Source organism: Burkholderia sp. Bp8992 (assembly GCF_003853705.1).
In the GTDB taxonomy this organism is placed as follows: domain Bacteria; phylum Pseudomonadota; class Gammaproteobacteria; order Burkholderiales; family Burkholderiaceae; genus Burkholderia.
In genome coordinates this window covers 116,842-143,030 of sequence record NZ_QTQI01000015.1, presented here as the reverse complement: position 1 = coordinate 143,030, position 26,189 = coordinate 116,842, and the positions used below count along the sequence as shown (strand labels likewise).

Annotated in this window: 22 protein-coding genes; 14 read left to right on the top strand and 8 right to left on the bottom strand. The window is 67.6% G+C overall.

Features of this window, described 5'->3' with window-relative positions:
- Positions 1-2 precede the first annotated feature (2 nt).
- The 3 genes from DIE03_RS22220 to DIE03_RS38365 all read right to left on the bottom strand — a co-directional run bounded on the left by DIE03_RS22220 (position 3) and on the right by DIE03_RS38365 (position 2,872).
- Positions 3-1,031 (bottom strand): ABC transporter substrate-binding protein, encoded by a 1,029-nt coding sequence (locus tag DIE03_RS22220; RefSeq protein WP_124454044.1) that lies wholly within the window; start codon positions 1,029-1,031, stop codon positions 3-5.
- Between the two features lie 84 nt (positions 1,032-1,115).
- A complete protein-coding gene (locus DIE03_RS22215; protein ID WP_124454042.1) occupies positions 1,116-2,141 on the bottom strand; it encodes a substrate-binding domain-containing protein in 1,026 nt (341 codons plus the stop codon).
- A gap of 593 nt (positions 2,142-2,734) precedes the next feature.
- Positions 2,735-2,872: a hypothetical protein gene (locus DIE03_RS38365; RefSeq protein WP_185658194.1), complete on the bottom strand. Its 138-nt coding sequence runs from the start codon at positions 2,870-2,872 to the stop codon at positions 2,735-2,737.
- Positions 2,873-3,005: 133 nt separating this feature from the next.
- Between DIE03_RS38365 and DIE03_RS22200 the strand changes: the two genes are divergently transcribed.
- A complete protein-coding gene (locus DIE03_RS22200; protein WP_124454038.1) occupies positions 3,006-3,632 on the top strand; it encodes a flavin reductase family protein in 627 nt (208 codons plus the stop codon).
- Between the two features lie 140 nt (positions 3,633-3,772).
- Here the strand turns inward: DIE03_RS22200 and DIE03_RS22195 are convergent, their stop codons facing one another.
- On the bottom strand, positions 3,773-5,245 hold the full coding sequence (locus DIE03_RS22195) for an HD domain-containing phosphohydrolase (protein ID WP_124454036.1): 1,473 nt from the start codon (positions 5,243-5,245) through the stop codon (positions 3,773-3,775).
- Positions 5,246-5,490: 245 nt separating this feature from the next.
- On the opposite strand from DIE03_RS22195, the gene DIE03_RS22190 reads away from it, so the two are divergent.
- On the top strand, positions 5,491-5,982 hold the full coding sequence (locus DIE03_RS22190) for a hypothetical protein (protein ID WP_124454034.1): 492 nt from the start codon (positions 5,491-5,493) through the stop codon (positions 5,980-5,982).
- A gap of 31 nt (positions 5,983-6,013) precedes the next feature.
- Here the strand turns inward: DIE03_RS22190 and DIE03_RS22185 are convergent, their stop codons facing one another.
- Entirely contained in the window at positions 6,014-6,964 is a 951-nt protein-coding gene (locus tag DIE03_RS22185) for a LysR family transcriptional regulator (protein ID WP_124454149.1), read from the bottom strand.
- A gap of 159 nt (positions 6,965-7,123) precedes the next feature.
- On the opposite strand from DIE03_RS22185, the gene DIE03_RS22180 reads away from it, so the two are divergent.
- From DIE03_RS22180 to DIE03_RS22135, 9 genes are all read left to right on the top strand, one after another.
- Entirely contained in the window at positions 7,124-8,155 is a 1,032-nt protein-coding gene (locus DIE03_RS22180; RefSeq protein ID WP_221623695.1) for an alcohol dehydrogenase catalytic domain-containing protein, read from the top strand.
- Positions 8,156-8,513: 358 nt separating this feature from the next.
- Entirely contained in the window at positions 8,514-9,746 is a 1,233-nt protein-coding gene (locus DIE03_RS22175; protein ID WP_124454032.1) for a 3-methyl-2-oxobutanoate dehydrogenase (2-methylpropanoyl-transferring) subunit alpha, read from the top strand.
- A gap of 2 nt (positions 9,747-9,748) precedes the next feature.
- Positions 9,749-10,789: an alpha-ketoacid dehydrogenase subunit beta gene (locus tag DIE03_RS22170; RefSeq protein WP_124454145.1), complete on the top strand. Its 1,041-nt coding sequence runs from the start codon at positions 9,749-9,751 to the stop codon at positions 10,787-10,789.
- Between the two features lies 1 nt (position 10,790).
- Complete coding sequence (locus tag DIE03_RS22165) at positions 10,791-12,110, top strand: dihydrolipoamide acetyltransferase family protein (protein ID WP_124454029.1); 1,320 nt, start codon at positions 10,791-10,793, stop codon at positions 12,108-12,110.
- A gap of 5 nt (positions 12,111-12,115) precedes the next feature.
- Positions 12,116-13,507, top strand: a complete 1,392-nt coding sequence (gene lpdA, locus DIE03_RS22160; protein ID WP_124454028.1) for a dihydrolipoyl dehydrogenase — start codon at positions 12,116-12,118, stop codon at positions 13,505-13,507.
- Positions 13,508-13,832: 325 nt separating this feature from the next.
- Positions 13,833-14,462, top strand: a complete 630-nt coding sequence (locus DIE03_RS22155; RefSeq protein ID WP_124454026.1) for an NAD(P)H-binding protein — start codon at positions 13,833-13,835, stop codon at positions 14,460-14,462.
- A 150-nt stretch (positions 14,463-14,612) separates the two neighbouring features.
- Positions 14,613-15,290 (top strand): SOS response-associated peptidase family protein, encoded by a 678-nt coding sequence (locus DIE03_RS22150; protein ID WP_124454024.1) that lies wholly within the window; start codon positions 14,613-14,615, stop codon positions 15,288-15,290.
- Positions 15,291-15,593: 303 nt separating this feature from the next.
- Complete coding sequence (locus DIE03_RS22140; protein WP_124454020.1) at positions 15,594-17,024, top strand: cytosine permease; 1,431 nt, start codon at positions 15,594-15,596, stop codon at positions 17,022-17,024.
- A gap of 157 nt (positions 17,025-17,181) precedes the next feature.
- Complete coding sequence (locus DIE03_RS22135; protein ID WP_124454018.1) at positions 17,182-18,252, top strand: porin; 1,071 nt, start codon at positions 17,182-17,184, stop codon at positions 18,250-18,252.
- A 58-nt stretch (positions 18,253-18,310) separates the two neighbouring features.
- Here DIE03_RS22135 and DIE03_RS22130 read toward each other — a convergent pair whose 3' ends face one another.
- Positions 18,311-19,267: a LysR family transcriptional regulator gene (locus DIE03_RS22130; RefSeq protein ID WP_124454016.1), complete on the bottom strand. Its 957-nt coding sequence runs from the start codon at positions 19,265-19,267 to the stop codon at positions 18,311-18,313.
- A 188-nt stretch (positions 19,268-19,455) separates the two neighbouring features.
- Between DIE03_RS22130 and DIE03_RS22125 the strand changes: the two genes are divergently transcribed.
- Genes DIE03_RS22125 through DIE03_RS22115 form a run of 3 tightly spaced genes read left to right on the top strand, consistent with a single transcriptional unit; the run spans position 19,456 to position 23,117 of the window.
- Complete coding sequence (locus DIE03_RS22125; protein WP_124454014.1) at positions 19,456-20,766, top strand: MFS transporter; 1,311 nt, start codon at positions 19,456-19,458, stop codon at positions 20,764-20,766.
- 31 nt (positions 20,767-20,797) lie between these two features.
- Complete coding sequence (locus DIE03_RS22120) at positions 20,798-22,069, top strand: Zn-dependent hydrolase (protein WP_124454012.1); 1,272 nt, start codon at positions 20,798-20,800, stop codon at positions 22,067-22,069.
- A 25-nt stretch (positions 22,070-22,094) separates the two neighbouring features.
- Positions 22,095-23,117, top strand: coding sequence for a histone deacetylase family protein (locus DIE03_RS22115; protein ID WP_124454010.1), 1,023 nt, complete (start codon positions 22,095-22,097; stop codon positions 23,115-23,117).
- 146 nt (positions 23,118-23,263) lie between these two features.
- Here the strand turns inward: DIE03_RS22115 and DIE03_RS22110 are convergent, their stop codons facing one another.
- Positions 23,264-24,469 carry an MFS transporter gene (locus DIE03_RS22110; RefSeq protein ID WP_124454008.1) on the bottom strand — a complete coding sequence of 402 codons (1,206 nt, stop codon included), beginning with the start codon at positions 24,467-24,469 and terminating at the stop codon, positions 23,264-23,266.
- 662 nt (positions 24,470-25,131) lie between these two features.
- On the bottom strand, positions 25,132-26,043 hold the full coding sequence (locus DIE03_RS22105) for a LysR family transcriptional regulator (protein WP_124454006.1): 912 nt from the start codon (positions 26,041-26,043) through the stop codon (positions 25,132-25,134).
- Positions 26,044-26,189: the final 146 nt, after the last annotated feature.

Genomic DNA, 26,189 nt, shown 5'->3' with positions numbered 1-26,189 from the left:
GCTTACTGCATGATCTGCAGGTACTGCTGGCCGAACGCCTGCTGGCCGGCCGCCATCTTGCCGAAGTCGACCGGCTTCGCCCGTGCGTATTCGCTCGCCGGCAGGAACTTCGCGGCGATGTCGGCGCCGAGCGTCTGCGCGCGCACCGGGCGCAGGTAAGCGTTGGCCCACAGTTTCTGGCCTTCGTCGGACAGCACGAAGTCGAGCACCTTCTTGCCGTTCGCATCGTGCGGCGCGCCCTTCACGAGGCTCATCACGTACGGCACCGCGATCGTGCCTTCCTTCGGAATCACGAACTCGACGTTCGCGTTGTCCTTGTACTTTGCGCGATACGCATCGAAGTCGTAGTCGAGCAGGATCGGAATCTCGCCGGACAGCACGCGCGCATAGGCCGTTTGCTTCGGCACGATCGGCGCGTTCGCCTTCAGCTTGTGGAACCAGTCGAGGCCCGGCTTGAAGTTGTCGAGGCTGCCGCCGAGCGCCTGGTTGACGGCGACCGCACCGGCGTAGCCGACGAACGCGCTCGACGGATCGAGATAGCCGACCATGCCCTTGTATTCGGGCTTCAGCAGATCGGCCCACGAACGCGGCACCGGCTTGCCGTCGAGCGCGTCCTTGTTCACGAAGAAGCCGAGCGTGCCCGAGTGGATCGCGAACCAGTAGCCTTGCGGATCCTTCAGGTTCGCGGGGATGTCGTTCCAGTGCGCGGGCTTGTACGGCGCGATCACGCCCTTGTCCTTCGCCTGGAACGCCGACGACACGCCGAGGTAGACGACGTCGGCGACCGGGCTCTTCTGCTCGGCGATCAGCTGCGCGATCGACTGGCCCGAGTTCTTGTTGTCGAACGGCACGCGGATGCCGGTCTTCTGCTTGATCGCCGCGATCTGCGCGGCCCAGTCGGCCCATTCGGGCGGGCAGTTGTAGCAGATCGCCGTTTCGTCGGCGTGGGCGGCAGGCGCGCCGGCGATGAGCGCGGCGCAGGCGAGCGGCGCGGCGAGCGCGCGCAGCAGCGAGGTCAGGCGAAAGGACACGGTGAATCTCCGGGCGAGTGGGTGTGACGCTGGGGTGGTGTGGTTATTGGGTATGTGTAGCCGCGCGGCGCGTGCGTTCGGCGCTCAGGCGTTGCGCAATTGCAGGTCGGTGGCCGGCGGCGCAATCGTCGCACCGTCGCGCACCGTGTGCGGCAGGATCGTCGACGTGCGCTCGATCGCCGCGCCGCCGATGCATTCGACGAGGCGCTGCCACGCGTGGCGGCCGATGTCGCGGTTCGGCGTCGCGACGCTCGCGAGCGGCGGCGCGAGCAACTCGCCGATCGCGATGCCGTCGAAGCCGAGCACCGACAGGTCGTCGGGAATCGAGAAACCCGCGCGGCGCAGGCCGCGCATCACGACCATCGCGAGCAGGTCGTTGCTGCAGAAGAGGGCGGTCGGACGTGTGGCGTGCGCGGTGAGATGCGCGAGCACCGCATCGGGCAGCTCGGGCGCGTTGAAGTCGACTTCGACGGGCGGCAGCGCGGCCACGCCGACTTCCTCGAGCGCCTGCGCATAACCGAGATGACGCTGGCGTGCGCGGTCCGACGCGGCGAGCGAGCCGGCCAGCATCAGCACGCGGCGATGGCCGTGCGCGGTCAGCCGTTGCACGCCGTCATACGCGGCGCGGCGGTTGTCGACCGATACCGACGGGCGGCGTTGCGTGTCGTTGTGCATCAGCACGTAGTGCGGGCCGTCGCGATCGAGCATGTCGAGCAGCGGGTGCGTGTCCGCATCGGCGACGGTGAGGATCAGCCCTTCGACGCGCTGCTCGCGCAGCGTCTCGATCGCGTGACGCTCGCGCGCCGCGTCGTATTCGGTCGTCATCAGGATCAGCTTGAAACCGGCCGCGGTCGCGAGCGCGTCGATGCCTTGCAGGCAGTCGGCGAACACGGGGTTCGACAGCGTCGGCACGACGACGCCGACGAGCCGCGTGCGCTCGCCGCGCAGTTGGCGGCCGAGCGGGCTCGGGCGGAACTGCAGCGTTTCGATCGCGGTGCGGATCGTCTGCAGCGTCGCGGGGCTGACGGTATGCGGGGCATTGATCGCACGCGAAACGGTGGCGATCGAGAAGCCCGCGAGGGCAGCGACGTCCTTGATGGTCGAGGTCATGAAGTCATGCGATGTAAACGTTTTCGGCCGGGAAATTATCGAAAACGTTTGTGACTTCGCGATGACGCAAGAGACGCTTGTTTCGCAAGAAGCACGATACAAACATCAGACGGTTGGGGCCGTCGGACGACGCGGACCCGATTGTATCGGGGATGTTGCGGCGCGGGAGAAAATCGGCGGATGTGTCGTATCGGTGGTGATGACACGCGCCGGGCGCGAGGAGCGCGGCGGAATAAGGGAACGCATGCGCAAGCAATGGTAGAATCGCGTCCGCCCTCTTGCCGGGGTGATGAAATTGGTAAACATAGCGGACTTAAACGATTGAGTGCCCGGTCGGAAACGGTCGGTGCAGAACCCTTCAAATTCGGCGAAACCCCTGATGTGCGCATCGAGGCAACGCCGAGCCAAGCCTCGCGGTATTCGCGAGGAAGGTGTAGAGACTAGACGGGGGGCGCCTAAGGCGCACGGGCAGCGGTCACGCCCGCGCGCGACGGTGAAGGCATAGTCCAGCGCACGAACGGCATCGCTCACGCGACGCCGGCTTTGAAAGAAGCAGTGTGACGAAAATCCGCCGCCTTAACTGGCTTGCCGGTTCAAGTCCGGTCCCCGGCACCATCGATTGCGTTGACGCGAATCGATTCGATGTAGGTGAAAAAACCCGCGAGAAATACAGCGCTCGCGGGTTTTTTATTTGGCGCAGGCATCTGCCGCGGCACGCCAGCGCGGTTCATGATGCACTTCACTGCGCCGAAAGCGACACCATGTGATACTGGCACGCACGTCGCACCGGCGCCTGCGTCGCCACCGCCAAACGCGTTCCGCCGACCGCTTCCCCGTCGTTCGCCTCTCGCCATCCGATCCGTCATGACCGACTCGACCCATCACTATTACGAACCCTCGCAAGGCCACGGGCTGCCGCACGATCCGTTGAACGCGATCGTCGGTCCGCGCCCGATCGGCTGGATCTCGTCCCGCGGCAGCGACGGCACGCTGAACCTCGCGCCGTACAGTTTCTTCAACGCGTTCAACTATCGCCCGCCGATCATCGGTTTTTCGAGCACCGCCGCGAAGGACAGCCTGCGCAACGTGCAGGAAACCGGCGAGTTCGTGTGGAACCTTGCGACGCGCGATCTCGCCGAGCGGATGAACCAGACCTGTGCGGCGGTGCCGTACGACGTGAATGAATTCGAACTCGGTGGCTTGACGGCGGTGCCGTCGCGCCTCGTCGACGTGCCGCGCGTCGCGGAAAGCGGTGTGAATTTCGAATGCAAGGTGACCGACGTGATCCGCCTGCGCGATCATCGCGGTGTCGAGACGCCGGCCACGCTGGTGCTGGGCGAGGTCGTCGCCGTCCATATCCGCCGTGATCTGCTGAAGGACGGCATCTTCGACACGTTCGGCGCGGGCATCATTCTTCGTGCGGGCGGCCCGTCGGCCTATGCATACGTGACGCCCGACAGCCGCTTCGACCTCTTGCGCCCCGACGCATGATCGATCGCGCGCCGCAATAAGCGGGCCGGCAGGAGCATGCCTCTTTCGCACGCGTGACGACCCGATTCAGGCGGGCGGCGTACCGGACACCGGGCCGTGCGGCTAGCGTCGTCGACGCAAACCGGCGCCACGCCACGCCTTCAGATCAGGCCCATTGACGATGCCTTGAGCGTCGCTGCTGCGCGCGTCGAACAGCCAAGCTTGCGAAACACGCTTTCGACATGCGTGCGTACCGTGCTCGGGCTGATGGTCAGTTCCCGCGCAGCCTCCTTGTTGCTCGCTCCGCGCGAGATCACACGCAGCACGTCGATCTCTCGCTCGGACAGGCCGGCACCGGCCGGCGCGTTTCTGGATACGCGTCGGGCGACGGGGATCGATGCCGACGTCAGCACGCCGACCGCTTCGCCGCATAGCCGGCCATTGGCCGCTTCGTCCCGCAGCAGGCGGGTGGCCGCGTCGTCGGGCAGCGCGGCGCGCCAGGGGCGCGGCGATCGCAACGCGACCCACGCGACCGACGCCGCCAGTACGCGCGCTTCCAGCGTCAACGCCGGGGCGTGAGCGCCGCGGAAATATCCTGAACCGTCCAGCCGCTCGTACGCAAGCGACGCAAGCAGGGCGGCCTGGCTCAGCGCGCCGGATTGCTTGCCGGCGCGTTCGGTCCAGTACGGTACCAGCCGCACCTTCTCCCACGCGCTTGCCGGCAGCGTCGCAGGCAGGTTCCATACGTCGTTCGGCACGGCGGCCCTGCCGATGCCGTGAATCAGTCCGGCCAGGTAAACGAGCGAACGCCCCGCATCATCCGGTTTGAGTCGCGCATGACAGTCGGCCGCCGTCGTCGCGACGGCACGTGAAAACCCCGTCATCCACGGCAATTTCAGGTCGACGATGTCGGCGATCAGTTCCGCGGATGTCATCCGCTGCATATCGGACGTTGCCAGTGCGATATCGAACTCGGCCGGCGACGAGCGCGCCAGTTCCGCCAGCCAGGCCTCCGCGTGACGAACCGTCGTATCGACGAGGTGCGCCGGATACCGCGAGTCTGCACGCTGCCTGATCAGCCCCAGGGCCGGCTCGACGCCATATGTGCGACTCAACACCTCCAGATCGCCGGCAAGCGCAACGACCGGCACGGCAACGGGTACCTGTTCGCGTGCGAGTTGTGCCGGGAAGCCGTTGCCGTCCCACGCCGCGAAAATATGGCGCAGCGCCGTTTCCGTCGCTGTCGAGAGCCCCAGTATTTGCGCGACCTCGCCGGATACTTCGCAGTGAATCCGTGCGAGTTTCATCATCGACGCGCCGGCGCTTTCGATTGCCTCGGCCATGCCGGCCCTGTTCTCGAGCATCGCCGTGCGGATCGCGATGTCGTCGCCGAACACTTCCGCGAAACCGGGTGCATTCGCCGTGCAACCCGACCAGCGAAGCAGCGACGCCTCACGAACCGTATTGCAAACCGATGCGCCCAGTCCTGCTGCGTCCGCGAGGCGTACCCCCAGCCACGCGGTGCGAAGCGAGTGGTCGGTCGGTTGTCCCATGCTCAGGTCGCCGATGAAAGCGATGGCCTTCACGGAATCGAATATGCGCAGTGCGGCGTGGCTGGCTTCGGTGTTGAACATCGGGTTCGGCTTGGAAAATCGCGGGGACGAGTGACCGATCATACGCGACAGCGCGGGGGCCCTCAGTTGCGTGACGCTGTCCGGGGTCGGTCATTTGACCGATCCCGGAGAGCCCGCACGATCGGGACAATCTGGCTGCATGCGGAGCAAGTGAAATGCAAGGCCGCTCGAATGCTTCCGTGTGCCGTGGGGGCACCCGTGTCGCGGCGATCGGGGCCGATTTTTTCAGAAGGAGTCGTCGTCTTATGCCTCATCCCATTTCCACTCTGGGTGCCGGTCACACCATCGTCAGCCTCGCGACGTTCGCCGCGGGCCTCTACAGCTTCGCCCGATATCAGAAGATCGACAGCACGACGCGGTCAGCCAGGCTTTACGTCGCAGGAATGGTGATATCGGTGTTCACGTCGTTTGGCTTGTCCAGCACGGGCGGCTTCAATGCCGGGCATGCCCTCGGCATCCTGGCGCTGATCGCGACAGCGGGCGGACTCCTCGTTCCGCGCATCGAAATGCTGGGGCGCGCGCGGCCGTACCTGGCCCAGTTCGCATTTTCGTTCAGTTTCTTTCTGTTGCTGGTTCCCGGGATCAACGAGACGCTGACGCGGTTGCCGATCGGTCATCCGCTTGCGGACGGTCCCGAATCTCCCATCGTGCGCGGGTCGCTCGTCGCGTGGCTGGGCATCTTCGTGCTTGGTGCCGCGTTGCAGGGGGTACAGCTGCGGTCGCGCCGCAGCACCTGAACGCGCGGCGAGCGGGCTCCCTATCGTTTCGCTACTCGGGGCGCCCGGCCGCGCGGCGTTCCGGACCGGCGCTTGCCGACTGAACCCTCAACGTGTCGATCAGCGCGCGCAACCCGCCGGAAACATGGCGATGGCCGGGGTAATACAGGCACAGTCCCGGCATGACCGGACACCAGTCGGTCAACACACGTTCGAGAAGCCCGTCGCGCAGTGCATCGTGGACGAGATGATCGGGCACGAACGCGATCCCGATGCCGTCGATCGCGGCATCGACCATCAAGGGCTGGTCGGTCAGCGTGAGCGGGCCGCCGACATTGACCGTTTCAACGACGCCACGGCGCTCGAACTCCCAGCGGTAGATCGCGCCGCTGTCGAAGCGAAAGCGAATGCAGTCGTGCCGGTGCAGATCCTGCGGGACGCCGGGGCGCCCGCGCGCGGCGAAATAGGCCGGTGAAGCGACGGCGGCGAACCGCACCGGTTCGGACACGCGAACCGCGATCATGTCTTGCGGCACGGCTTCGGCCAGCCGGATCCCCGCATCGAATCCGCCGGCGACGATGTCGCCGAGTTTCCCGTCCGTCACGATGTCGAGATGAACCTGCGGGTAGTCGCGCAGGAAGCGCGCGAGCACCGGCTTCAGCACCATGCGGATCGCGCCTTCGCTGGCGTTGATGCGCACGGTGCCGCTGGGCGTGTCGCGCATCCCGTCGACCGCGAGCATCGCGTCGGCCACCGACGAGATTGCCGGACGGAGTTTCTCGAGGAGGCGCTCGCCGGCATCCGTCAGCGACACGCTGCGGGTCGTGCGGTTGAACAGGCGAACGCCCAGGCGCTGCTCGAGGCTCTTGATCGAATGGCTGATCGCAGACGGCGTGACGTCGAGCGCGATCGATGCCGCGCGAAAGCTGAGGTGCGTTGCCGCGGCAAGGAACACGTTGAGCGAGAGGAGATCGCCGCTTTTCAATTGATGAGCGGAATTCATCGTGACGTAAAGATTGGCGAGATTGTCATGATAATGCGCCTTTTTTAGACTAGGGCGTCCGTCAACGCAACGGCCGGTTGCGGCGCCAGCGCCGCGGCGGCTGCGTGCGCAGGCGGACCACGCAATGCACCCTACGTTCGGTTGAAAAAGGAGCAAGCAATGAAGATGAAGGCGGTCGTGATGACCGGCGCCAATCGCCCCTGGGAAGTGTGGGAAGTGCCGGTGCCGGTAGCCGGGCCGGGGCAGGTGCTGGTGAAGGTTCATGCGTCGGGGATGTGCTACACGGATGTCTGGGCAACGCAAGGTTACGGCGGCGACATTTACCCGCAGACACCCGGCCACGAGGTCGTCGGCGAAATTGTCGAAGTCGGTGCCGGCGTCCATGCGCGCAAGGTGGGCGACCGGATCGGCACGACGTGGGTGCAGTCCGCATGCGGGCGCTGCGCGTACTGTCGCGAGAATCGTCCGCTTTCCGGTCAGACGGCCGTGAACTGCGACGCGCCGCGGACCACCGGGTTTGCTGCGCAGGGCGGACATGCGGAGTACATCGCCGTCGCGGCCGAGGGGACGGTGCTGCTGCCCGACGGACTGACCTATGTCGATGCCGCGCCGATGATGTGCGCCGGCTACACGACGTGGAGCGGCTTGCGCGACGCGGCGCCGCAACCGCATGAGAAGGTCGCCGTGCTCGGAATCGGCGGATTGGGACACGTGGCGCTGCAGCTGTCGCGGGCCTGCGGTTTCGAGACCATCGCGATCACGCACTCCGAGGACAAGCGCGAACTGGCGATCCGGCTGGGCGCGGACCAGGTCGTCGCGAACGGCGAAGAACTTCGCGAGGCAGGCGGCGCAGACGTGCTGCTCGTCACGACCAACGAATTCAGTACTGCAGAGGAAGCGATGGCCGGGTTGCGGGTCGACGGCCGCGTGATCCTCTGCGGGCTCGACTTCACGAAGCCGTTCTCGATCGCGTCGGCGCGCAAGCCGTTCCACATGATGCGTCAGCAGGTCATCGGCTCCACGCATCGCGGTTTGCGCTATCTGAGCGAAGTGCTGGAGCTTGCCGCCAAAGGCCGGGTCAAGCCGATCGTCGAGACATTCGCACTGGACGACGCGACCGAAGCCTACGACCGCCTCGCGTCGGGGAAGATGCGCTTTCGCGGCGTATTCACACCTGCACAAGGACACTGAACCCGAAGTTTGCCCGGAGGCGGGGAGGTATCCCCCCGGGCAAGCTCGAGATTCGTCCGACCTGGCCGCCACCGGCTGCGGCACGCTCATTGTCTGCCCATTCCCGTCAACGCTCGATGCAGCGCAGCATGGCATCGAGCGGCGGCCAGCCGGGACAGGCCCGCCGGGCCTCCCTCCCGCGCCCGACATGGCAAATCTGCTCACTGCAATCGAGCGGCTTGGACATCGACGTCCGGCGCCGCAAGGCATAGATTTCCAAGGTTGACGTGCTTATCCGCGCGTCAGCCCGCGCGCAGGCCGGCAACCGGCCGCGCGTTCCTAATCAGCGTGAGACACAATCGAGCGTGGAGACGACACGATGAGCCTGTCAGAGCCATTGCGTCTGCATGTGCCGGAGCCCACCGGGCGCCCGGGCTGCAAGACGGATTTTTCCTATCTGCATCTATCGCCGGCCGGCGCAGTCCGCCGCCCGCCGATCGACGTAGCCGCGGCAGACACCGCCGACCTCGCCCGCAGCCTGGTGCGCGTGCTCGACGACAGCGGCAAGGCCGTCGGCCCGTGGGCGCCCGATCTCGACGATGCGCGACTGATCGCCGGGCTGCGCGCGATGCTCAAGACCCGCATTTTCGACGCGCGCATGATGATCGCGCAGCGCCAGAAGAAAATCTCCTTCTACATGTTGAGCCTCGGCGAAGAGGCGATCGGCACCGCGCACGCGATGGCGCTGCGCGACGGCGACATGTGCTTCCCGACCTACCGGCAGCAGAGCATCCTGATCGCGCGCGACGTATCGCTCGAGCGGATGATCTGCCAGCTGATGTCGAACGAGGGCGACCCGCTGAAGGGCCGCCAGCTTCCGGTGATGTATTCGGATCGCGAAGCCGGCTTCTTCTCCATTTCCGGCAACCTCGCGACGCAGTTCATCCAGGCGGTCGGCTGGGCGATGGCGTCGGCGATCAAGGGCGACACGAAGATCGCGTCCGCGTGGATCGGCGACGGCGCGACGGCCGAAGCCGACTTCCACACCGCGCTGACGTTCGCGCACGTGTACCGCGCACCGGTCGTGCTGAACGTCGTCAACAACCAGTGGGCGATCTCGACGTTCCAGGCGATCGCGGGCGGCGAGGGCACGACCTTCGCCGGGCGCGGCGTCGGCTGCGGGATCGCGTCGCTGCGCGTCGACGGCAACGATTTCCTCGCGATCTACGCGGCGTCGAGCTGGGCGGCCGAACGCGCGCGCCGCAATCTCGGCCCGACGCTGATCGAGTGGGTCACCTACCGTGCGGGGGCGCACTCGACGTCGGACGACCCGACCAAGTACCGGCCGAGCGACGACTGGTCCCATTTCCCGCTCGGCGACCCGATCGAGCGCTTCAAGCGTCACCTGATCGTGAAGGGCATCTGGTCGGACAGCGCGCACGACGCGCTGACGGCCGAGCTCGAAGCCGAGGTGATCGCCGCGCAGAAGGAAGCGGAGAAATACGGGACGCTGGCCGACGACCGGATTCCATCGCCGGCCTCGATGTTCGACGACGTGTACAAGGAGCTGCCCGCGCACCTGCGCCGTCAGCGCCAGGAACTGGGAGCATGATCATGGCGCAACACGAGACAGGCACGGCGACGCAGCCGATGACGATGATCCAGGCGCTGCGCTCCGCGATGGACGTAATGCTCGGCCGCGACAGCGACGTGGTCGTGTTCGGGCAGGACGTCGGGTATTTCGGCGGCGTATTCCGCTGTACCGAAGGACTGCAGAACAAATACGGCAAGTCGCGCGTGTTCGATGCACCGATCTCGGAAGGCGGGATCGTCGGCGCGGCGGTCGGGATGGGCGCGTACGGGCTGCGCCCCGTGTGCGAGATCCAGTTCGCCGACTATTTCTACCCGGCGTCCGACCAGATCGTGTCGGAAGGCGCGCGGCTGCGCTATCGCTCGGCCGGCCAGTTCACCGCGCCGATGACGATCCGCATGCCGTGCGGCGGCGGCATCTACGGCGGCCAGACGCACAGCCAGAGCCCGGAGGCGATGTTCACGCAGGTGTGCGGGCTGCGCACGGTGATGCCGTCGAATCCGTACGACGCGAAAGGGCTGCTGATCGCATCGATCGAAAACGATGACCCGGTGATCTTCCTCGAGCCGAAGCGGCTGTACAACGGGCCGTTCGACGGTCATCACGAACGGCCGGTCACGTCGTGGCTCAAGCATCCGGCGAGCGCGGTGCCCGAGGGCTACTACACGGTGCCGCTCGATACGGCCGCCATCGTGCGGCCCGGCAGCGACGTGACGGTGCTGACGTACGGCACGACCGTGCACGTGTCGCTCGCCGCGGCCGAGGAGACGGGCATCGATGCGGAGGTGATCGACCTGCGCACGCTGTGGCCGCTCGACCTCGACACGGTCGTCGCGTCGGTGCGCAAGACCGGGCGTTGCGTCGTCGTGCACGAGGCGACGCGCACCTGCGGTTATGGCGCGGAGCTCGTGTCGCTGGTTCAGGAGCACTGCTTCTATCACCTCGAAGCGCCGGTCGAGCGCACGACAGGCTGGGACACGCCGTATCCGCATGCGCAGGAATGGGCGTACTTTCCGGGCCCGACCCGGGTCGGTGAAGCGTTGCGACGCGTGATGGAGGCGTGAGATGGGGATTCATGTCATCAAGATGCCGGATATCGGCGAAGGGATTGCCGAGGTCGAGCTGGTGGCCTGGCATGTGGAAGTCGGGCAGGTGATCAAGGAAGACCAGCCGCTCGCCGACGTGATGACCGACAAGGCGGCGGTCGAGATTCCGTCGCCGGTGACGGGCAAGGTGCTCGAACTGGGCGGCCGGATCGGCGAGATGATGGCGGTCGGCAGCGAGCTGATTCGCCTCGAGGTCGAAGGCAGCGGCAACCTGAAGGCCGGCGCACCGGTGCGAGAAACAAAGGTGGAAACCGCACCGGTCGCGGTCGCGGCAGCGCCGTCGAAGCCGGCGGCCGAGGTGCCGGCCGAACCGCCCGCCCGGCCCGCGCCGCAGCGCGCACCCGCGGAGCCGCGTCGTGCGGCGCAATCTACGACGCAGCCGCGCGCGGCGCTCGCGCCGGGCGAACGGCCGCTCGCGTCGCCGGCCGTGCGTCAGCGCGCATGGGACATGGGGATCGAGCTGCGCTATGTGCGCGGCACCGGTGAAGCAGGGCGGATCCTGCATGCGGATCTCGACGCATATGCGGGCTCCGGCGGTGGCGCGGCGCGTGCGTCGCACACGCATGGCTACGAGGAGCGCAACGACGAAACGGACGTGCCGGTGATCGGCTTGCGGCGTGCGATCGCGCGCAAGATGCAGGAAGCCAAGCGCCGCATCCCGCACTTCAGCTACGTCGAGGAAATCGACGTCACCGAGCTCGAATCGTTGCGCACGGAACTGAACCGGCGCCATGGCGATGCGCGCGGCAAGCTCACGCCGCTGCCGCTGCTGATCCGCGCGATGGTGATCGCGCTGCGCGACTTCCCGCAGATCAACGCGCGCTTCGACGACGAAGCGGGCGTCGTCACGCGCTACGGTGCCGTGCACATGGGTGTCGCGACGCAGACGGACGGCGGCCTCACGGTACCCGTACTGCGGCATGCGGAAGCGCGCGACGTGTGGTCGATCTCGGCGGAAATCGCACGGCTCGCCGATGCAGTGCGCGCGAACCGCGCGCAGCGCGACGAGCTGAGCGGTTCGACGATCACCATCTCGAGCCTCGGTGCGCTCGGCGGCATCGTGTCGACGCCGGTCATCAATCATCCGGAGGTCGGCATCGTCGGCGTGAACCGGATCGTCGAGCGGCCGATGATCCGCGACGGCGCGGTCGTCGCGCGCAAGATGATGAACCTGTCGTCGTCGTTCGATCATCGCGTCGTCGACGGCGCGGACGCGGCCGAATTCATCCAGGCCGTGCGCGCGGTGCTCGAACGCCCGGCCCTGCTGTTCGTGGAGTGAGCGCGATGAAGAACGAACACACCACCTTGCTCGTCATCGGCGGCGGCCCGGGCGGCTACGTCGCCGCGATCCGCGCCGGCCAGCTCGGCATCCCGACCGTGCTGGTCGAGCGCGAACGGCTCGGCGGCACGTGCCTGAATATCGGCTGCATTCCGTCGAAGGCGCTGATCCACGTGGCCGACGCGTTCGAACAGGCGTGCGGTCATGCGGGCGAGGGCGCGCTCGGGATCCGCGTGCGCACGCCCGAGATCGACATTGCGAAAAGCGTCGCGTGGAAGGACGGCATCGTCGACCGGCTGACGCGCGGCGTCGGCGCGCTGCTCAAGAAGAACGGCGTGCGCGTGCTGCATGGCGATGCACACGTGGTCGACGGCAAGACCGTCGATGTCGTCACCGGCGGCCATTCGGTGCGGGTCAGTTGCGAACACCTGTTGCTCGCGACCGGTTCCGAGCCGGTCGCGCTGCCGACGATGCCGTTCGGCGGGCACGTCGTGTCGTCGACCGAGGCACTGTCGCCCGCGACGCTGCCGAAGCGGCTGGTCGTCGTCGGGGCCGGGTATATCGGGCTCGAACTCGGGACCGTCTATCGCAAGCTCGGGGTCGACGTCAGCATCGTCGAAGCGGCCGACCGCGTGCTGCCTGCGTACGATGCGGAACTCGGGCGGCCGGTGGCCGATTCGCTCGCACGGCTCGGGGTCAGGCCGTGGCTCGGCCACAAGGTGCTCGGGCTGGCGGAGCACGGCGCGGTGCGCGTGCAGGCTGCCGACGGCGCCGAGCAGGTGCTGCCGGCCGATCGCGTGCTGGTGGCCGTCGGCCGCCGGCCGCGCGTCGACGGTTTCGGGCTCGAGACGCTGCAGCTCGATCGCAACGGCCGCGCGCTGCGGATCGACGACGAATGCCGGACGTCGATGCGCAACGTGTGGGCGATCGGCGATGTTGCCGGCGAGCCGATGCTCGCGCATCGCGCGATGGCGCAAGGCGAGATGGTCGCCGAGCTGATTGCCGGCCGGCGCCGCCAGTTCGTGCCGGCGTCGATCCCGGCCGTGTGCTTCACCGATCCCGAGATCGTGACGGCCGGCTGGTCGCCGGACGATGCGCACGCAGCCGGCGTCGATTGCCTGAGCGCGTCGTTCCCGTTCGCGGCGAACGGGCGCGCGATGACGCTGCAGGCGACCGACGGGTTCGTGCGCGTCGTCGCGCGGCGCGACAATCACCTGATCGTCGGCTGGCAAGCCGTTGGGCGCGGCGTGTCGGAACTCGCCGCGGCGTTCTCGCAGTCGCTCGAGATGGGCGCGCGGCTGGAGGACATCGGCGGCACGATCCATGCGCATCCGACGCTCGGCGAGGCGCTGCAGGAAGCCGCACTGCGTGCGCTCGGCCACGCGTTGCACATCTGACGGGCAAGCCTGACAGGCGCTGCCGATGCGTCACGCACGCATCGGCGGCGCTTGGGCCGTCCATGCCGATTCGTGCTGCGGCGGCGGCACATTCGATGACCATGCACTCGCCGCGCAATGCGTGAATGCGCGCGACACGCGGACCGGTGCGCATGTCACGCCAGCCAAGCCGCATTCCATCGCGCCGGCCCCCACCTGATAGCGCCGTAATTTTTCGAGACGAGGGGAGGGTTGCCGGCGCTGCGCCAGCCGACGATCATGTCGATAGCCGGAAACCGGGCCGCATCGGGCCCGCCAACGCAGGCTTCACACGGAAGAAGCGGACATGAAACTGCTGCTTGTCGGCGCGACCGGACTCGTCGGGCGCCACGTCCTCGAAGTCGCGCTTGCCGATTCGCGGGTCGATCAGGTGGTCGTCCTCGCGCGCCGGCCGCTGTCGCCGCATCCGAAGATGCGCGCGCTGGAGGTCGATTTCGACCAGTTGCCCGACGCGGCCGACTGGTGGCAGGCCGATGCGGTCGTTTGCACGCTCGGCACGACGATGCGGGCCGCCGGCTCGCGGGCGGCCTTCCGGCGCGTCGATCGCGACTATCCGCTGGCGGTCGCGCGCCACGCGCACCGGCACGGCACGCCGACCTATGTGCTGAATTCCGCACTCGGCGCGGATGCCGCATCGCGTATCTTCTACAACCGCGTGAAGGGCGAGGTGGAGCAGGCACTGGCCGGCGTCGGGTTTGCGTCGCTCACCTATGTGCGGCCGGGCCTGATCGGCGGCAGCCGCGATGAATTCAGGTTCGGCGAACGGCTGTTCGTGTTTGCGCTGAACGCGCTCGGGCCGGTGCTGCCGGCGAAGTGGCGCGTGAACCCCGCGTCGCGGATCGCGCGTGCGCTGGTCGATGCCGCGATCGACGCGCGGCCGGGCGTTCACGTCGTCGCATCGGACCGGCTCGTCTGACGCGCAACGGGCTGCGCGCGACGGCATCGAGCGGCCGGCGCGCGGGTCGTCGTCGGTTTGTAAAACTGTTTCGTCATACAAAGCGATAGTGCCGTCCCTGCACGTGCGCTGATCTACGATGGAGACATTGCGTCCATCGTCCGCCCGACCGTGTGCACTCACTACCGCGCTCCCGGTGAAGACCCGGGCATCAGCGAACTGAAGATCGGCATCGGCGATCTGTATCGTCGCGACCCGTGGGCACCCGACGTGTATCCCGATTACGCGGCGCCCGTCGCCTGCGCCGACGGCGATGGTCTCGCGGTCGTGGCGGCCGTGTTCGGCTTCTGGCCGAAATTCATGCAGCCCGAGCGGTTCGACGAGCACGGCCGGAAGAAAAAGAAGCTCGACACGGTGAATGCGCGCGCGGAAACGGTCGGCACGTCGCGTCTCTACGCGAATGCCTGGCGCAACGGCCAGCGCTGCCTGATCCCGGTGCGCTGGATCTGCGAGCCGTGCTACGAGACCGGCCGCAACGTGTGGCACCGGATCGGCATCGACGGCTGGCAGCCGTATTGCGTCGCCGGTATCTGGCGCCGCTACGAAGACGGCGACGGGCGCGCATGCATCGGCATGACGATGCTCACGGTGAACGCCGACGCTCATCCGCTGTTCGCGCGAATGCATCGGCCCGGCGACGAGAAGCGCGGCGTCGTGATCCTGCGCAGCGACGATTACGACGAATGGCTGCACACGCGCGACGTCGAAGCCGCACGGCGCATGCTGAACCTGTTTCCCGCCGGCGACATGACGGCCGAGCCTGACCAGGCAGCACCGGCCGGTACCTGACCTTTCGTTTTCACGATGCCCGACTGGCGGCGAAATGGCCCGCCTGCACGACGCTTGCTCGGACGATTTCGAAAATCGGTCGATTCCGGGTAATTACCGATATCTCGCAAGTTGTATATACAAGATCATCCGCTGGCAATGTCGGCACACGTCGTGCCGCTTGCGCGCCAGCGTGCTGACCGTGCGTGCGTGGCGCATGCCGGCGATCCACGGCGCCCCGCACCCGCAGAGCCGAAAGGGCGGCTCGCAGCATCCTGTCCCGTTCAAACCATGTGTGGTCCTGAGTATTTTGGAGATTGACCCGTGTCAACGAATTCCAGTGGAAAAGCCGGCGGACTGATCGAGGTACGCTCGATCGACTTCATTCCCGATGCCGAGCGCCATGGCGGCCTGCTGAGCCAGTTCACGCTGTGGCTGTCGGCGAACATGCAGATCACGGCCATCGTCACGGGCGCACTCGCGGTCGTGCTCGGCGGCGACGTGTTCTGGTCGCTGGTCGCGCTGCTGCTCGGCCAGCTCGTCGGCGGCGCCGTGATGGCGCTGCACGGCGCGCAGGGGCCGCAGCTCGGGCTGCCGCAGATGATCTCGAGCCGCGTGCAGTTCGGCGTATACGGCGCGATGATCCCGATCGTCCTGGTGTGCCTGATGTATATCGGTTTTTCCGCGAGCGGCTCGGTGCTGGCCGGGCAGGCCGTCGCACAGCTGCTGCACGTCGACGACGCAGCCGGCATCCTGCTGTTCGCGGCCGTGATCGTCGTGCTGACCGTGTTCGGCTACCGCGCGATCCACCTCGTCGGCCGGATCGCGAGCGTGGTCGGCATCGTCGCGTTCGTCTACATGTTCGCGCAGCTGTTCGCGAACCACGACGTCGGCGCGTTGCTCGCCAACCGTCATTTCTCGCTCGCGAGCTTCCTGCTGTCGATGTCGCTGTCCGCGTCGTGGCAGATCGCGTTCGGCCCGTACGTCGCCGACTATTCGCGCTACCTGCCGCGCTCGACGTCGTCGGTCGCGACGTTCCTCGCGGTCGGCCTCGGCTCGGTGATCGGCGCGCAGGCGGCGATGGTGTTCGGCGTGTTCGCGGCCGCGCTGGCCGGCAGCCAGTTCGCGCACCATGAAGTGTCGTATATCGTCGGGCTCGGCTCGACGGGCGCCGTGGCCGCGCTGCTGTACTTCAGCATCGCGTTCGGCAAGGTGACCGTGACGGCGCTCAACGCGTACGGCAGCTTCATGTCGATGGCGACGATCGTCAGCGGCTTCCGCGGCAAGGGCGCGGTGTCGTCGAAGAGCCGCCTCGTGTACATCTTCGGGATGATCTGCGTGTCGACGCTGATCGCGCTCGCGGGCCGTCATTCGTTCCTGAAGGAATTCACCGCGTTCATCCTGTTCCTGCTCGCGTTCTTCACGCCGTGGAGCGCGATCAACCTGGTCGACTACTACTGCTTCACGCGCTCGCGCTACGACGTGCCTGCGCTGTCCGATCCGGACGGCCGCTACGGCCGCTGGAACGTGATGGCGATCACGATCTACGTCATCGGCATCCTGGTGCAGCTGCCGTTCATGTCGACGCACATCTACACGGGGCCGCTCGTCGATGCGCTCGGCGGTACCGACATCTCGTGGATCCTCGGGCTGATCGTGCCGGCCGTGCTGTATTACATCGGCGCGCGCGCGTCGCGTCGCAGCATTCCCGAACGCCTGATCCTGCCGCTCGAACGCGGCGAAGTTCACCACTGACCGCGCATCTCGCGCATCGGGCCGGCGCGTTGCCGGCCTGAGCGTCGAGCCCGGCGCCGTCTGCGCCGGGCCGACCCGACCGATTCCCATTCCCGCGATACCGGTACGGCGTGATTGCCGCGCCCGGCATCGTTTCATTCTTCGTTTATTAAATAGTATGACTAAATATATTGAAGCGCACGGCAGCGATTGCCGAGCGCGGCCGGTGCACGCCGGTCTTCGCACGACGGTCGCAGCCGCGTGCCTCGCCGCATCGGGAACCGCGCTCGCGCAGGACGGCGTCACGCTGTACGGCGTGATCGACGAATTCGCGCAGGTCGTGAATACGGGTAACGGCTATACGGCGGCGCTCAACTCGGGTGGCCAGTGGGGCAGCCGGTTCGGATTGAAGGGCGGCGAGGATATCGGCGGTGGCCAGAAGATCGAGTTCGCGCTGGAGAACGGCTTCAACCCGAACAACGGCTCGCTCGCGAGTGCGGGCAGCCTGTTCAACCGGCAGGCGTGGGTCGGCATCGCAGGGCAGTGGGGCAAGGTGCGCGCGGGCCGGCAGAATTCGCCGCTGTTCAACGACCAGGGCGGGCAGGATGCGTTCGGCGGCGTCACGCAGGCGTCCGGCATGGACAACCTGACCGTGTTCGCGTTCCGCACGAGCAACACGCTGTCGTACCAGAGCCCGGAGATCGCCGGTTTCCAGGGCGGGTTGTACTTCGGGTTCGGCGATGCGGGCGGCGTGCGCTCGGCCGGCTCCAGCCAGCAGTTCGACCTGACCTACGAACACGGGCCGTTCGGCGCGTTCGTCGCGGGGCAGTGGTTGAAGAACGCGACGGCGACCACGACCGATCGCACGATCATGGCCGGCGCATCGTACGAGATCGGCAAGGCCACCGTGTACGGCGGCTTTTCGGCAGTGAAGTGGGCCGACCTCGGCATCGATTCGCGCGTGTACGGGCTGTCGGTCAAATACCAGCTCAACCCGGCGAACACTGTCGCGCTCGGTTATGCGTACCTGCACGACCAGTCGTCGCAAGGCAACAATGCGGACCAGCTCGGGCTGATGTACGAGTACGACCTGTCGAAGCGCACGAGCTTCTACGGCGCGCTGTCGTACCTGCGCAACCGCAACCAGGCCGGCTACACGCTCGCCGGCGCAGCGAACCCCGGCTTGCCGCTCGCGTATCCGGGCGCGAATGCGCGCGGCATGCAGCTCGGCATCGTGCATCGCTTCTGACGTTGCCGACGGGCCGGACCGCGTGCGCCCGGCGCCTTCCGCCGGCGCATGCGCGCCGTCATTTCCCGAGCCGTTCCGCGAGCGAATAGCGCTGCATGCAGCGCTCCATCGCGTCGAGAAACGCATGCTCGGCCGCATTCATCTTGCGGTCGCGATGCCACAGCAGGAACACGTCGACGTCGACGAGCCCGTCGTCGGGCGGCAGCCGCCACAGCCGCTGCTGCGCGATGTCGTCGCGCACGATGTGCTCGGGCAGGCACCCGATTCCGTAGCCCGCGAAGATCAGCCGCCGCACTTCCTCGAGGCTCGGCGACGACGCGACGATGCGGCCCGTGAAGCCCTTCTGGTCACGGAACACGGTGAGCGGCGACAGGCTGTCGCCGATCTGGTCGCTCGTGAACGACACGAAGTTCTCTGCGAGCAGGTCGTCCATCCGCAACTGCGTCTGCCCGAACAGCCGGTGATGGCGGCCGCAGTAGATCGCATAGCGCTGGCGCAGGAAACAGCGCATCTCCAGCTTGTCGTGCGGCGTGCGGCACAGGCCGAGCCCGGCCGTGGCCGTCTTCTGCAGCAGCGACGACAGGATGTCCGACGAGCGCATCACTTCGATCTGCAGGTCGATGCGCGGATACGCGCGATGAAATTCCGCCAGGAACTCGTCGTAGACGGGCGATTCGATGCGGCTCACCGTCAGCAGCCGGATCGAGCCGGTCAGGTCGGCCGTGCTGTCGTCGATTTCGGTTTCGAGGCGCGAGATGCCGCAGTAGATGTCGCTCGCGATCCGGTACACGGCTTCGCCGGCCGGCGTCGGCGCGAAGTGTGCGCCGCGCCGCTCGATCAGCCGACGCTCGAGCGTCTCCTCGAGCCGCCGCAGCGCCTGGCTCACGGCCGGCTGCGTCACGTGCAGGCGCGCGGCCGCACGGCTCACGCTGCGCTCCTGCATGATCACCAGGTAGGTGCGCAGCAGGTTCCAGTCGAGGCGGTCGTTCAGGAATGGGGCGAGGTCGGGGCGCATCGGGTCTCCGGGCGGGCGGCGAGCAGGCATTAGTTGAATTTATACGGCGAATAATAACTTGAAATTTGACTAATGATTTGCGGCCACCGATAAAGGAGGGGCGCCGCAGCGTGCGGCGCGAGGCCGCGACAGACGGCCATCACCCGATATTGCGTGTCGCCCCGCCGCGGCGCGCGTCAGGAGCCCGCATGACCCAGTCCCTTCCTTCCGCCCGCCAGCCGGCACGCGCCGCGACGGCCGCGTTCATCGGCACGATGATCGAGTGGTACGACTTCTACATCTACGCGACCGCGGCCGCGCTCGTGTTCGGCGAACTCTATTTCCCGTCGCACGACCCGTTCGTCAGCACGATGGCATCGTTCGCGACGTTCGCGGTCGGCTTCTTCGCGCGTCCGCTCGGCGGCGTGATCTTCGGCCATCTCGGCGACCGCATCGGCCGCAAGAAGGCACTCATGACGACGCTGATGATGATGGGCGTCGCGACCGTCTGCGTCGGGCTGCTGCCCGCTTATTCGAAGGTCGGCATCCTCGCGCCGGTGCTGCTCGTCGCGCTGCGCGTCGTGCAGGGGATCGCGGTCGGCGGCGAATGGGGCGGCGCGGTGCTGATGGCCGGCGAGCATGCGCCGCAGGGGCGCCGCACGTTTTTCGCATCGTTCGCGCAGCTTGGCAGCCCGGCCGGACTGATCCTGTCGCTGATCGCGTTCCGCGCGGTCACGTCGATGGACAAGGCCGACTTCCTCGCGTGGGGCTGGCGCCTGCCGTTTCTCGCGAGCGCGGTGCTGCTCGTGGTGGGCATCCTGATCCGGCTCGGCGTGAACGAGTCGCCGGAATTCGCGCGCGTGAAGGAAACCAACCGCACGGTGAAGCTGCCGGTCGCGGAAGTGTTCCGTTCGGCGTCGGGGCTCGTGCTGCTCTGCATCGGCGCGAACACGATCGGCATCGCGGGCGTCTATTTCACGAACACGTTCATGATCGCGTACACGACGCAGTACGTCGGCGTGTCGCGTTCGCTGATCCTCGACAGCCTGTTCGCGGTTGCGATCATCCAGTTTATCGCGCAGCCGATCGCCGCCTGGACCGCCGAGCGGATCGGCGGCGCGCGCTTCCTGAAGGTCGCGGCGCTGCTCGCGATGCTGTCGCCGTATCCGATGTTCATGCTCGTGCAGGGCGGCACGTCCGCATCGCTGATTGCGGGCATCGCGCTCGCGGTCGTCTGCATGGCCGGCTTCTATTCGGTGATCGCGGGCTTCGTCAGCGACGTGTTTCCCGCCCACGTGCGCTATTCGGCGATCTCGCTCGCGTATCAGATCTGCGGCGCGATCGCAGGCGGCCTGACGCCGCTCGTCGGCACGTGGCTCGCGCATCGCTTCGCCGGCCAGTGGTGGCCGCTCGCGGTGTTCTACACGTGTCTCGCCGGCATCTCGCTGCTCTGCATCGTCGCGCTCGACGCACGCCGGGCAGCGCGGCCGGCCGCTGCCGAAGCGCTCGGCTCGCACTGAACCTCAACGAACGAATTCATCCGGAGTGCACATGAAAGACCTGCTGGAAATCGACGGCGCCCGCTTGTGGCAGAGCCTGGCCGACATGGCGCGCGTCGGCGCGACGCCGCGCGGCGGCGTGCGGCGCCTCGCGCTCACCGATGACGACCGGCGCGGGCGCGACCTGTTCGCGCAATGGTGCCGCGACTCGGGGATGACGGTGAGCGTCGATGCAGTCGGCAACCTGTTCGCGCGGCGCGACGGCACCGATGCGCAGGCCGCGCCCGTGCTGATCGGCAGCCACCTCGATACGCAGCCGGAAGGCGGCCGCTTCGACGGCGTCTATGGCGTGCTCGCCGCGCTCGAACTCGTGCGCACGCTGAACGACGCGGGCATCGCGACCGGCAAGCCGCTCGAAATCGTGTCCTGGACCAACGAGGAAGGCGCGCGCTTCGCGCCGGCGATGCTCGGGTCGGCCGTGTTCACGGGCGCGTTGCCGCTCGACGAAGCGCTCGTGAAGCAGGACGCCGACGGCGTCACGCTCGGCGCCGCACTGGACGCGTGCGGCTATCGCGGCACGCGTGCGACGGGCGGGGCGGTCGACGCGTATTTCGAAGCGCATATCGAACAGGGGCCCGTGCTCGAGGCGAACGGCACGACGATCGGCATCGTCACGGGCGGGCAGGCGATCCGCTGGCTCGACGTGACCGTGACGGGCGTGGCCGCGCATGCGGGCACGACGCCGATGCCGTATCGCAAGGACGCGTATTTCGCGAGCGCACAGATCGCGCTCGAACTCGAAAGGATCGTCGCCGGCCATGCACCGCGCGGGCTTGCGACGATCGGGCAGGTCGGGATCCGCAATGCGTCGCGCAACACCATTGCCGGCGACCTGACGTTCACGGTCGACCTGCGCCATCACGACGATGCCGAAGTCGATGCGATGGAGCGCGACCTGCGCGATGCGTGCGCACGTATTGCCGCCGTGCGTGGCGTGCAGGTCGCGATCGACACCTGCTGGCGCAGCCCGGCGACGCCGTTCGACCGCGGCTGCGTCGAACTGGTTGCGCAGGCGGCCGAAGCGTTCGGCTACACGAACGAGCGGATCGTCAGCGGCGCCGGCCACGACGCGATCCTGCTCGCGCGCCGTTTCCCGACCGCGATGGTGTTCATCCCGTGCGTCGACGGCCTGTCGCACAACGAGGCCGAGGACGCGTTGCCCGACGACGTGACGCGCGGCACGAACGTGCTGCTCCATGCGGTGCTGGCGCGCGCAGGCATCGCGGCGCGCGTCGAGGCGGCGGCCGCCACGCACGACGCGTGACGCGGGGAATCGACGAGGACGAACGATGAAAACCTATTTCCATCCCGAACAACTGCTGCACCATCCGCGCAGCTATCTGTCGCGCGGCCGGATGCGCGAACCGCAGGAAGTGCCCGAACGCGCGGCGCGGCTCGTCGCGGCCGTGCGCGCGCTCGACTTCGACGTGCGCGAACCGGCCGACCGCGGCACCGCGCCGATCGCGGCCGTGCACGACATGAACTACCTGCGCTTTCTCGAGGAGGCGCATCGCGACTGGAAGCGGATGCCCGACGACTGGGGCGACGAAGTGATGTCGAATGTGTTCGTGCGCGACCCGAACCCGTTGCGCGGCGTGCTCGCGAAAGCCGCGCGCTATCTCGCCGACGGCAGCTGCCCGGTTGGCGCGAATACGTGGCGCGCCGCGTACTGGTCCGCGCAGGACGCGCTCGCGGCCGCGGCCGACGTCAACGACGGCGCGCGCGCGGCCTACGCGCTGTGCCGGCCGCCCGGCCATCACGCGCGCCGCGATGCAGCCGGCGGCTTCTGCTACCTGAACAATGCGGCGATCGCCGCGCAAGCGCTGCTCGGTCGCCATCGTCGCGTCGCGATCCTCGACACCGACATGCATCACGGGCAGGGCGTGCAGGAGATCTTCTACGGCCGCGACGATGTGCTGTACGTATCGATCCACGGCGATCCGACCAACTTCTACCCGGTCGTCGCGGGCTACGAGGAAGAGACGGGTGCGGGTGCCGGCGACGGCTTCAACCTCAACCTGCCGATGCCGCACGGTGCGCCGGAATCGGCATTCTTCGAGCGGCTCGACGACGCATTGCGTGCCCTCGCGCGATTCCAGCCCGACGCGCTCGTGCTCGCGCTCGGCTTCGACATCTACAAGGACGATCCGCAATCGCAGGTTGCCGTCACGACCGACGGGTTCGGGCGGCTCGGCGGCGCGATCGGCGCGCTCGGGGTGCCGACGGTGATCGTGCAGGAGGGCGGTTATCACCTCGACAGCCTCGACGCGAACGCCCGTGCGTTCTTCGGCGGGTTTGCCGCGGGGCGCTGATCGAGCCGTCGGGGACGTTCGTCGGATTTCGTCATGAAAAACACCCCGAAGGTTGGATCCAGGTCCACCCTTTGGGGTGCAGTTCAATCGCGCGGCCGTAAAAATGCGTGCGGAACGGGCCTCGGCAGTCCGGGCCTTGCCCGCGCTTACGAGTTCGCGGCGGCCGGCGAGCGGCGGCGCTGCGTGACCTGCAGCATGACGAGCGCCAGTCCGGCCGCCGCGATCAGCCCGCCGACGAGCGGCACCGCCGCGTAGCCGAACCCGGCCGAGAGCGCCGCACCGCCGGCAGCCGCGCCCACTGCATTGCCGAGGTTGAACGCACCGATGTTGACGGCGGACGCGAGGCCCGGCGCTTCATGGGCGGCGCGCATCACGCGCATCTGCAGCGGCGGTACGACCGCGAACGTCGCGACACCCCACACGAGCAGCGTGACGGCGGCGCCGACATGCGTGCTGGCGAGCAACGGGAACGCAGCCATCGTCGCGATCAGCAACAGCAGGAAGCCGATCAGCGTGCCGTCGAGCGAACGGTCGGCGAGGCGGCCGCCCGCGATGTTGCCGATCGAGAAGCCGACGCCGATCAGCACGAGCATCGCGGTCACGAAGCCGGGCGTCGCGCCGGTCAGGTGTTCGAGCGTCGGCGCGACATACGTGTAGAGCGTGAACATCGCGCCGGCGCCGAGCACCGTCGTCGCGAGCGCGCCGAGCACGACAGGGCGCGTCAGCACCGAGAGTTCGGCGCGCAGGTCGGGCATCTTGCCGGCTTCGCCCTTCGGCAGCGCGGCGAACAGGCCGGCGATCGCGATCAGGCCGAGGCCCGCGGTTGCCGCGAACGACATGCGCCAGCCGATGATCTGGCCGAGCCAGGTCGCGGCCGGCACGCCGCCGACGTTCGCGATCGTGAGGCCCATGAACATCGTCGCCACCGCGCTCGCCTGCTTCTCGCGCGGCACGAGGCTGGCCGCGACCACCGAGCCGAGCCCGAAGAACGCGCCGTGGTTGAGGCTCGTCACGAGGCGGGCGAGCAGCAGCGTCGTGTAGCCCGGCGCGACGGCCGACAGCAGGTTGCCGATCGTGAAGATCGACATCAGTGCGATCAGCGCCGAGCGGCGCGACCAGCGTGCGAGCAGCAGCGTCATCATCGGCGCGCCGACCATCACGCCGATCGCATACGCGCTGATCAGCATGCCGGCCTGCGGAATCGACACGTGCACGCCGTCGGCGATCACGGGCAGCAGGCCCATCGGCGAAAACTCGGTCGTGCCGATGCCGAACGCACCGGCGGCGAGCGCCAGCAGCGGCAGCGCGGCGCTGCCGCCCGGGCGGGAAGGAGAAGATGTCGTGGCGTTCACGCGATGGGCTCCTGTAGTCGAGGGGCAACGGCACGGGACCGTTGCGGACAGGGCGAAGTGTGCCTGCATTACTTTTGCGGAAAAAGCCGCGCGCGGACGAAATTATCTTGATTTCATGTCAACAATGCGGACGGTGAGCCGTGCGCTCGCGAGGCCCGTGGGCGTTGTGCCGGCGCGGTTGGCGAGCGACGGTGTCTTTTGTGAAAGGTATTGGTAATGCAGGCGACGGATCCGTCCGCCATGCGGTCGCGATTCGGAGGCGGGTTGCGGCTGGAGGAGGGGCGTGCGGCATGACACGCCGGACGTTGCCCGGCGACGTGCCGCCATCCCGCTCGGGCTCGTCGTCCCGGCGCCTTCCATCACGTGGAGCCGGAATTGCGCGACGGCCGGAAACCCTTTCAGGCAAGGCACCAAAGCAAAAAAGCCCCGACCACAGGGGGACCGTGACCGGGGCGGAAACGCATCCTCTCTTTGGCACGAGGGTTGGATGCGGGCGCAGTATATTTCGGCCCGCGGCAATTCGAATCGGCGTTAAACGACCGTTTTTGGTGCCAATTTGAAAATTCCGGGGCCGCAATATGAATCGTCGGCTTTTGAAAGATTTTTTGCCAGCACGGCAGCCTTGTCCCGACCCGAAGCCGGACCCGGCACAGGGCTCACGATCATCTCGTCTCGCCGGCCGCATTGCGTACGGCCGCGAGAAACCGCGCGACGATCGGCGACGGTGCCGCCGCCGCGCCGTCGAACACGAATTCGATATCGAAGCGGCTCGCCAGCTCGTCGAGCGCGACGAGCCGGACCGTGTGCGGGCAGGTCGGCGACGCGCTTTCCGGCACGAACGCGCAGCCCATCCCGGCCGCGACGAGGCCGATCAGCGTCGGGATGTCGCTGCCGACCTGCGCGATGCGCGGCGTGAAGCCGGCCTGCTGGCACTGCGCCATCAGGAACCGGTGGTGCGCGGCCGAGCGCTGCGCGTCGAACCAGACGAACGGTTCGTCCGCGACGTCGGCCAGCGTGCGCGGCGCATCGAAGCGGCCGCCCGGCGGCGCGGGCATCGCGAGCACGAAGCGGTCGCGCAGCAGCCGCACGCCCGACAGGTGCGGCGCCTCGTCGCGACGCCACGCCATGATCCCGGCGTCGAGCTGGCCGCGCATCAGCGCGCTCGCCTGTTCGGCAGACAGCATCGGCGCGATCGACAGCTTCACGTCCGGGCACGCGTCGCGAAACGCCTTGAGCACGTTCGCGACGATCGGCAGCGGCAGGCAGTTCGGCAGCGCGCCGAGCCGCAGTTCGCCGAGCTGGCCGGCCGCGCTGCGCAACGCGCGTTCGCGGCTGTCCTGCAGCGTCGCGAGCAGGCCGGTCGCATCCTTCAGGAAGCTCGCGCCGGCCGCCGTGAGCGTGACGCCCGTCGCGCGGCGGACCAGCAGCGGCGTGCCGATCGCGTCCTCGAGTTCGCGGATCTGCCGCGACAGCGCGGGCTGGACGATGCCGGCCGCGCGGGCGCCGGCCATCACGCTGCCGGCTTGCGCGACGGCCACGAAGTAGCGCAAGTGACGCAGTTCGATCTGGCGCATGCGGTGTTCGCTCCGGTTTTCAGATATACCTCCCAAGCATAGCAAACGCTACCGGATGGTATTGGAAAGCATGGCTGGCCTGCCGTACGATGGCTGTCATTGCCGCACGCGCTTGCTCGCGAGTCGCGTGCGCTTCCTCCGTTCCC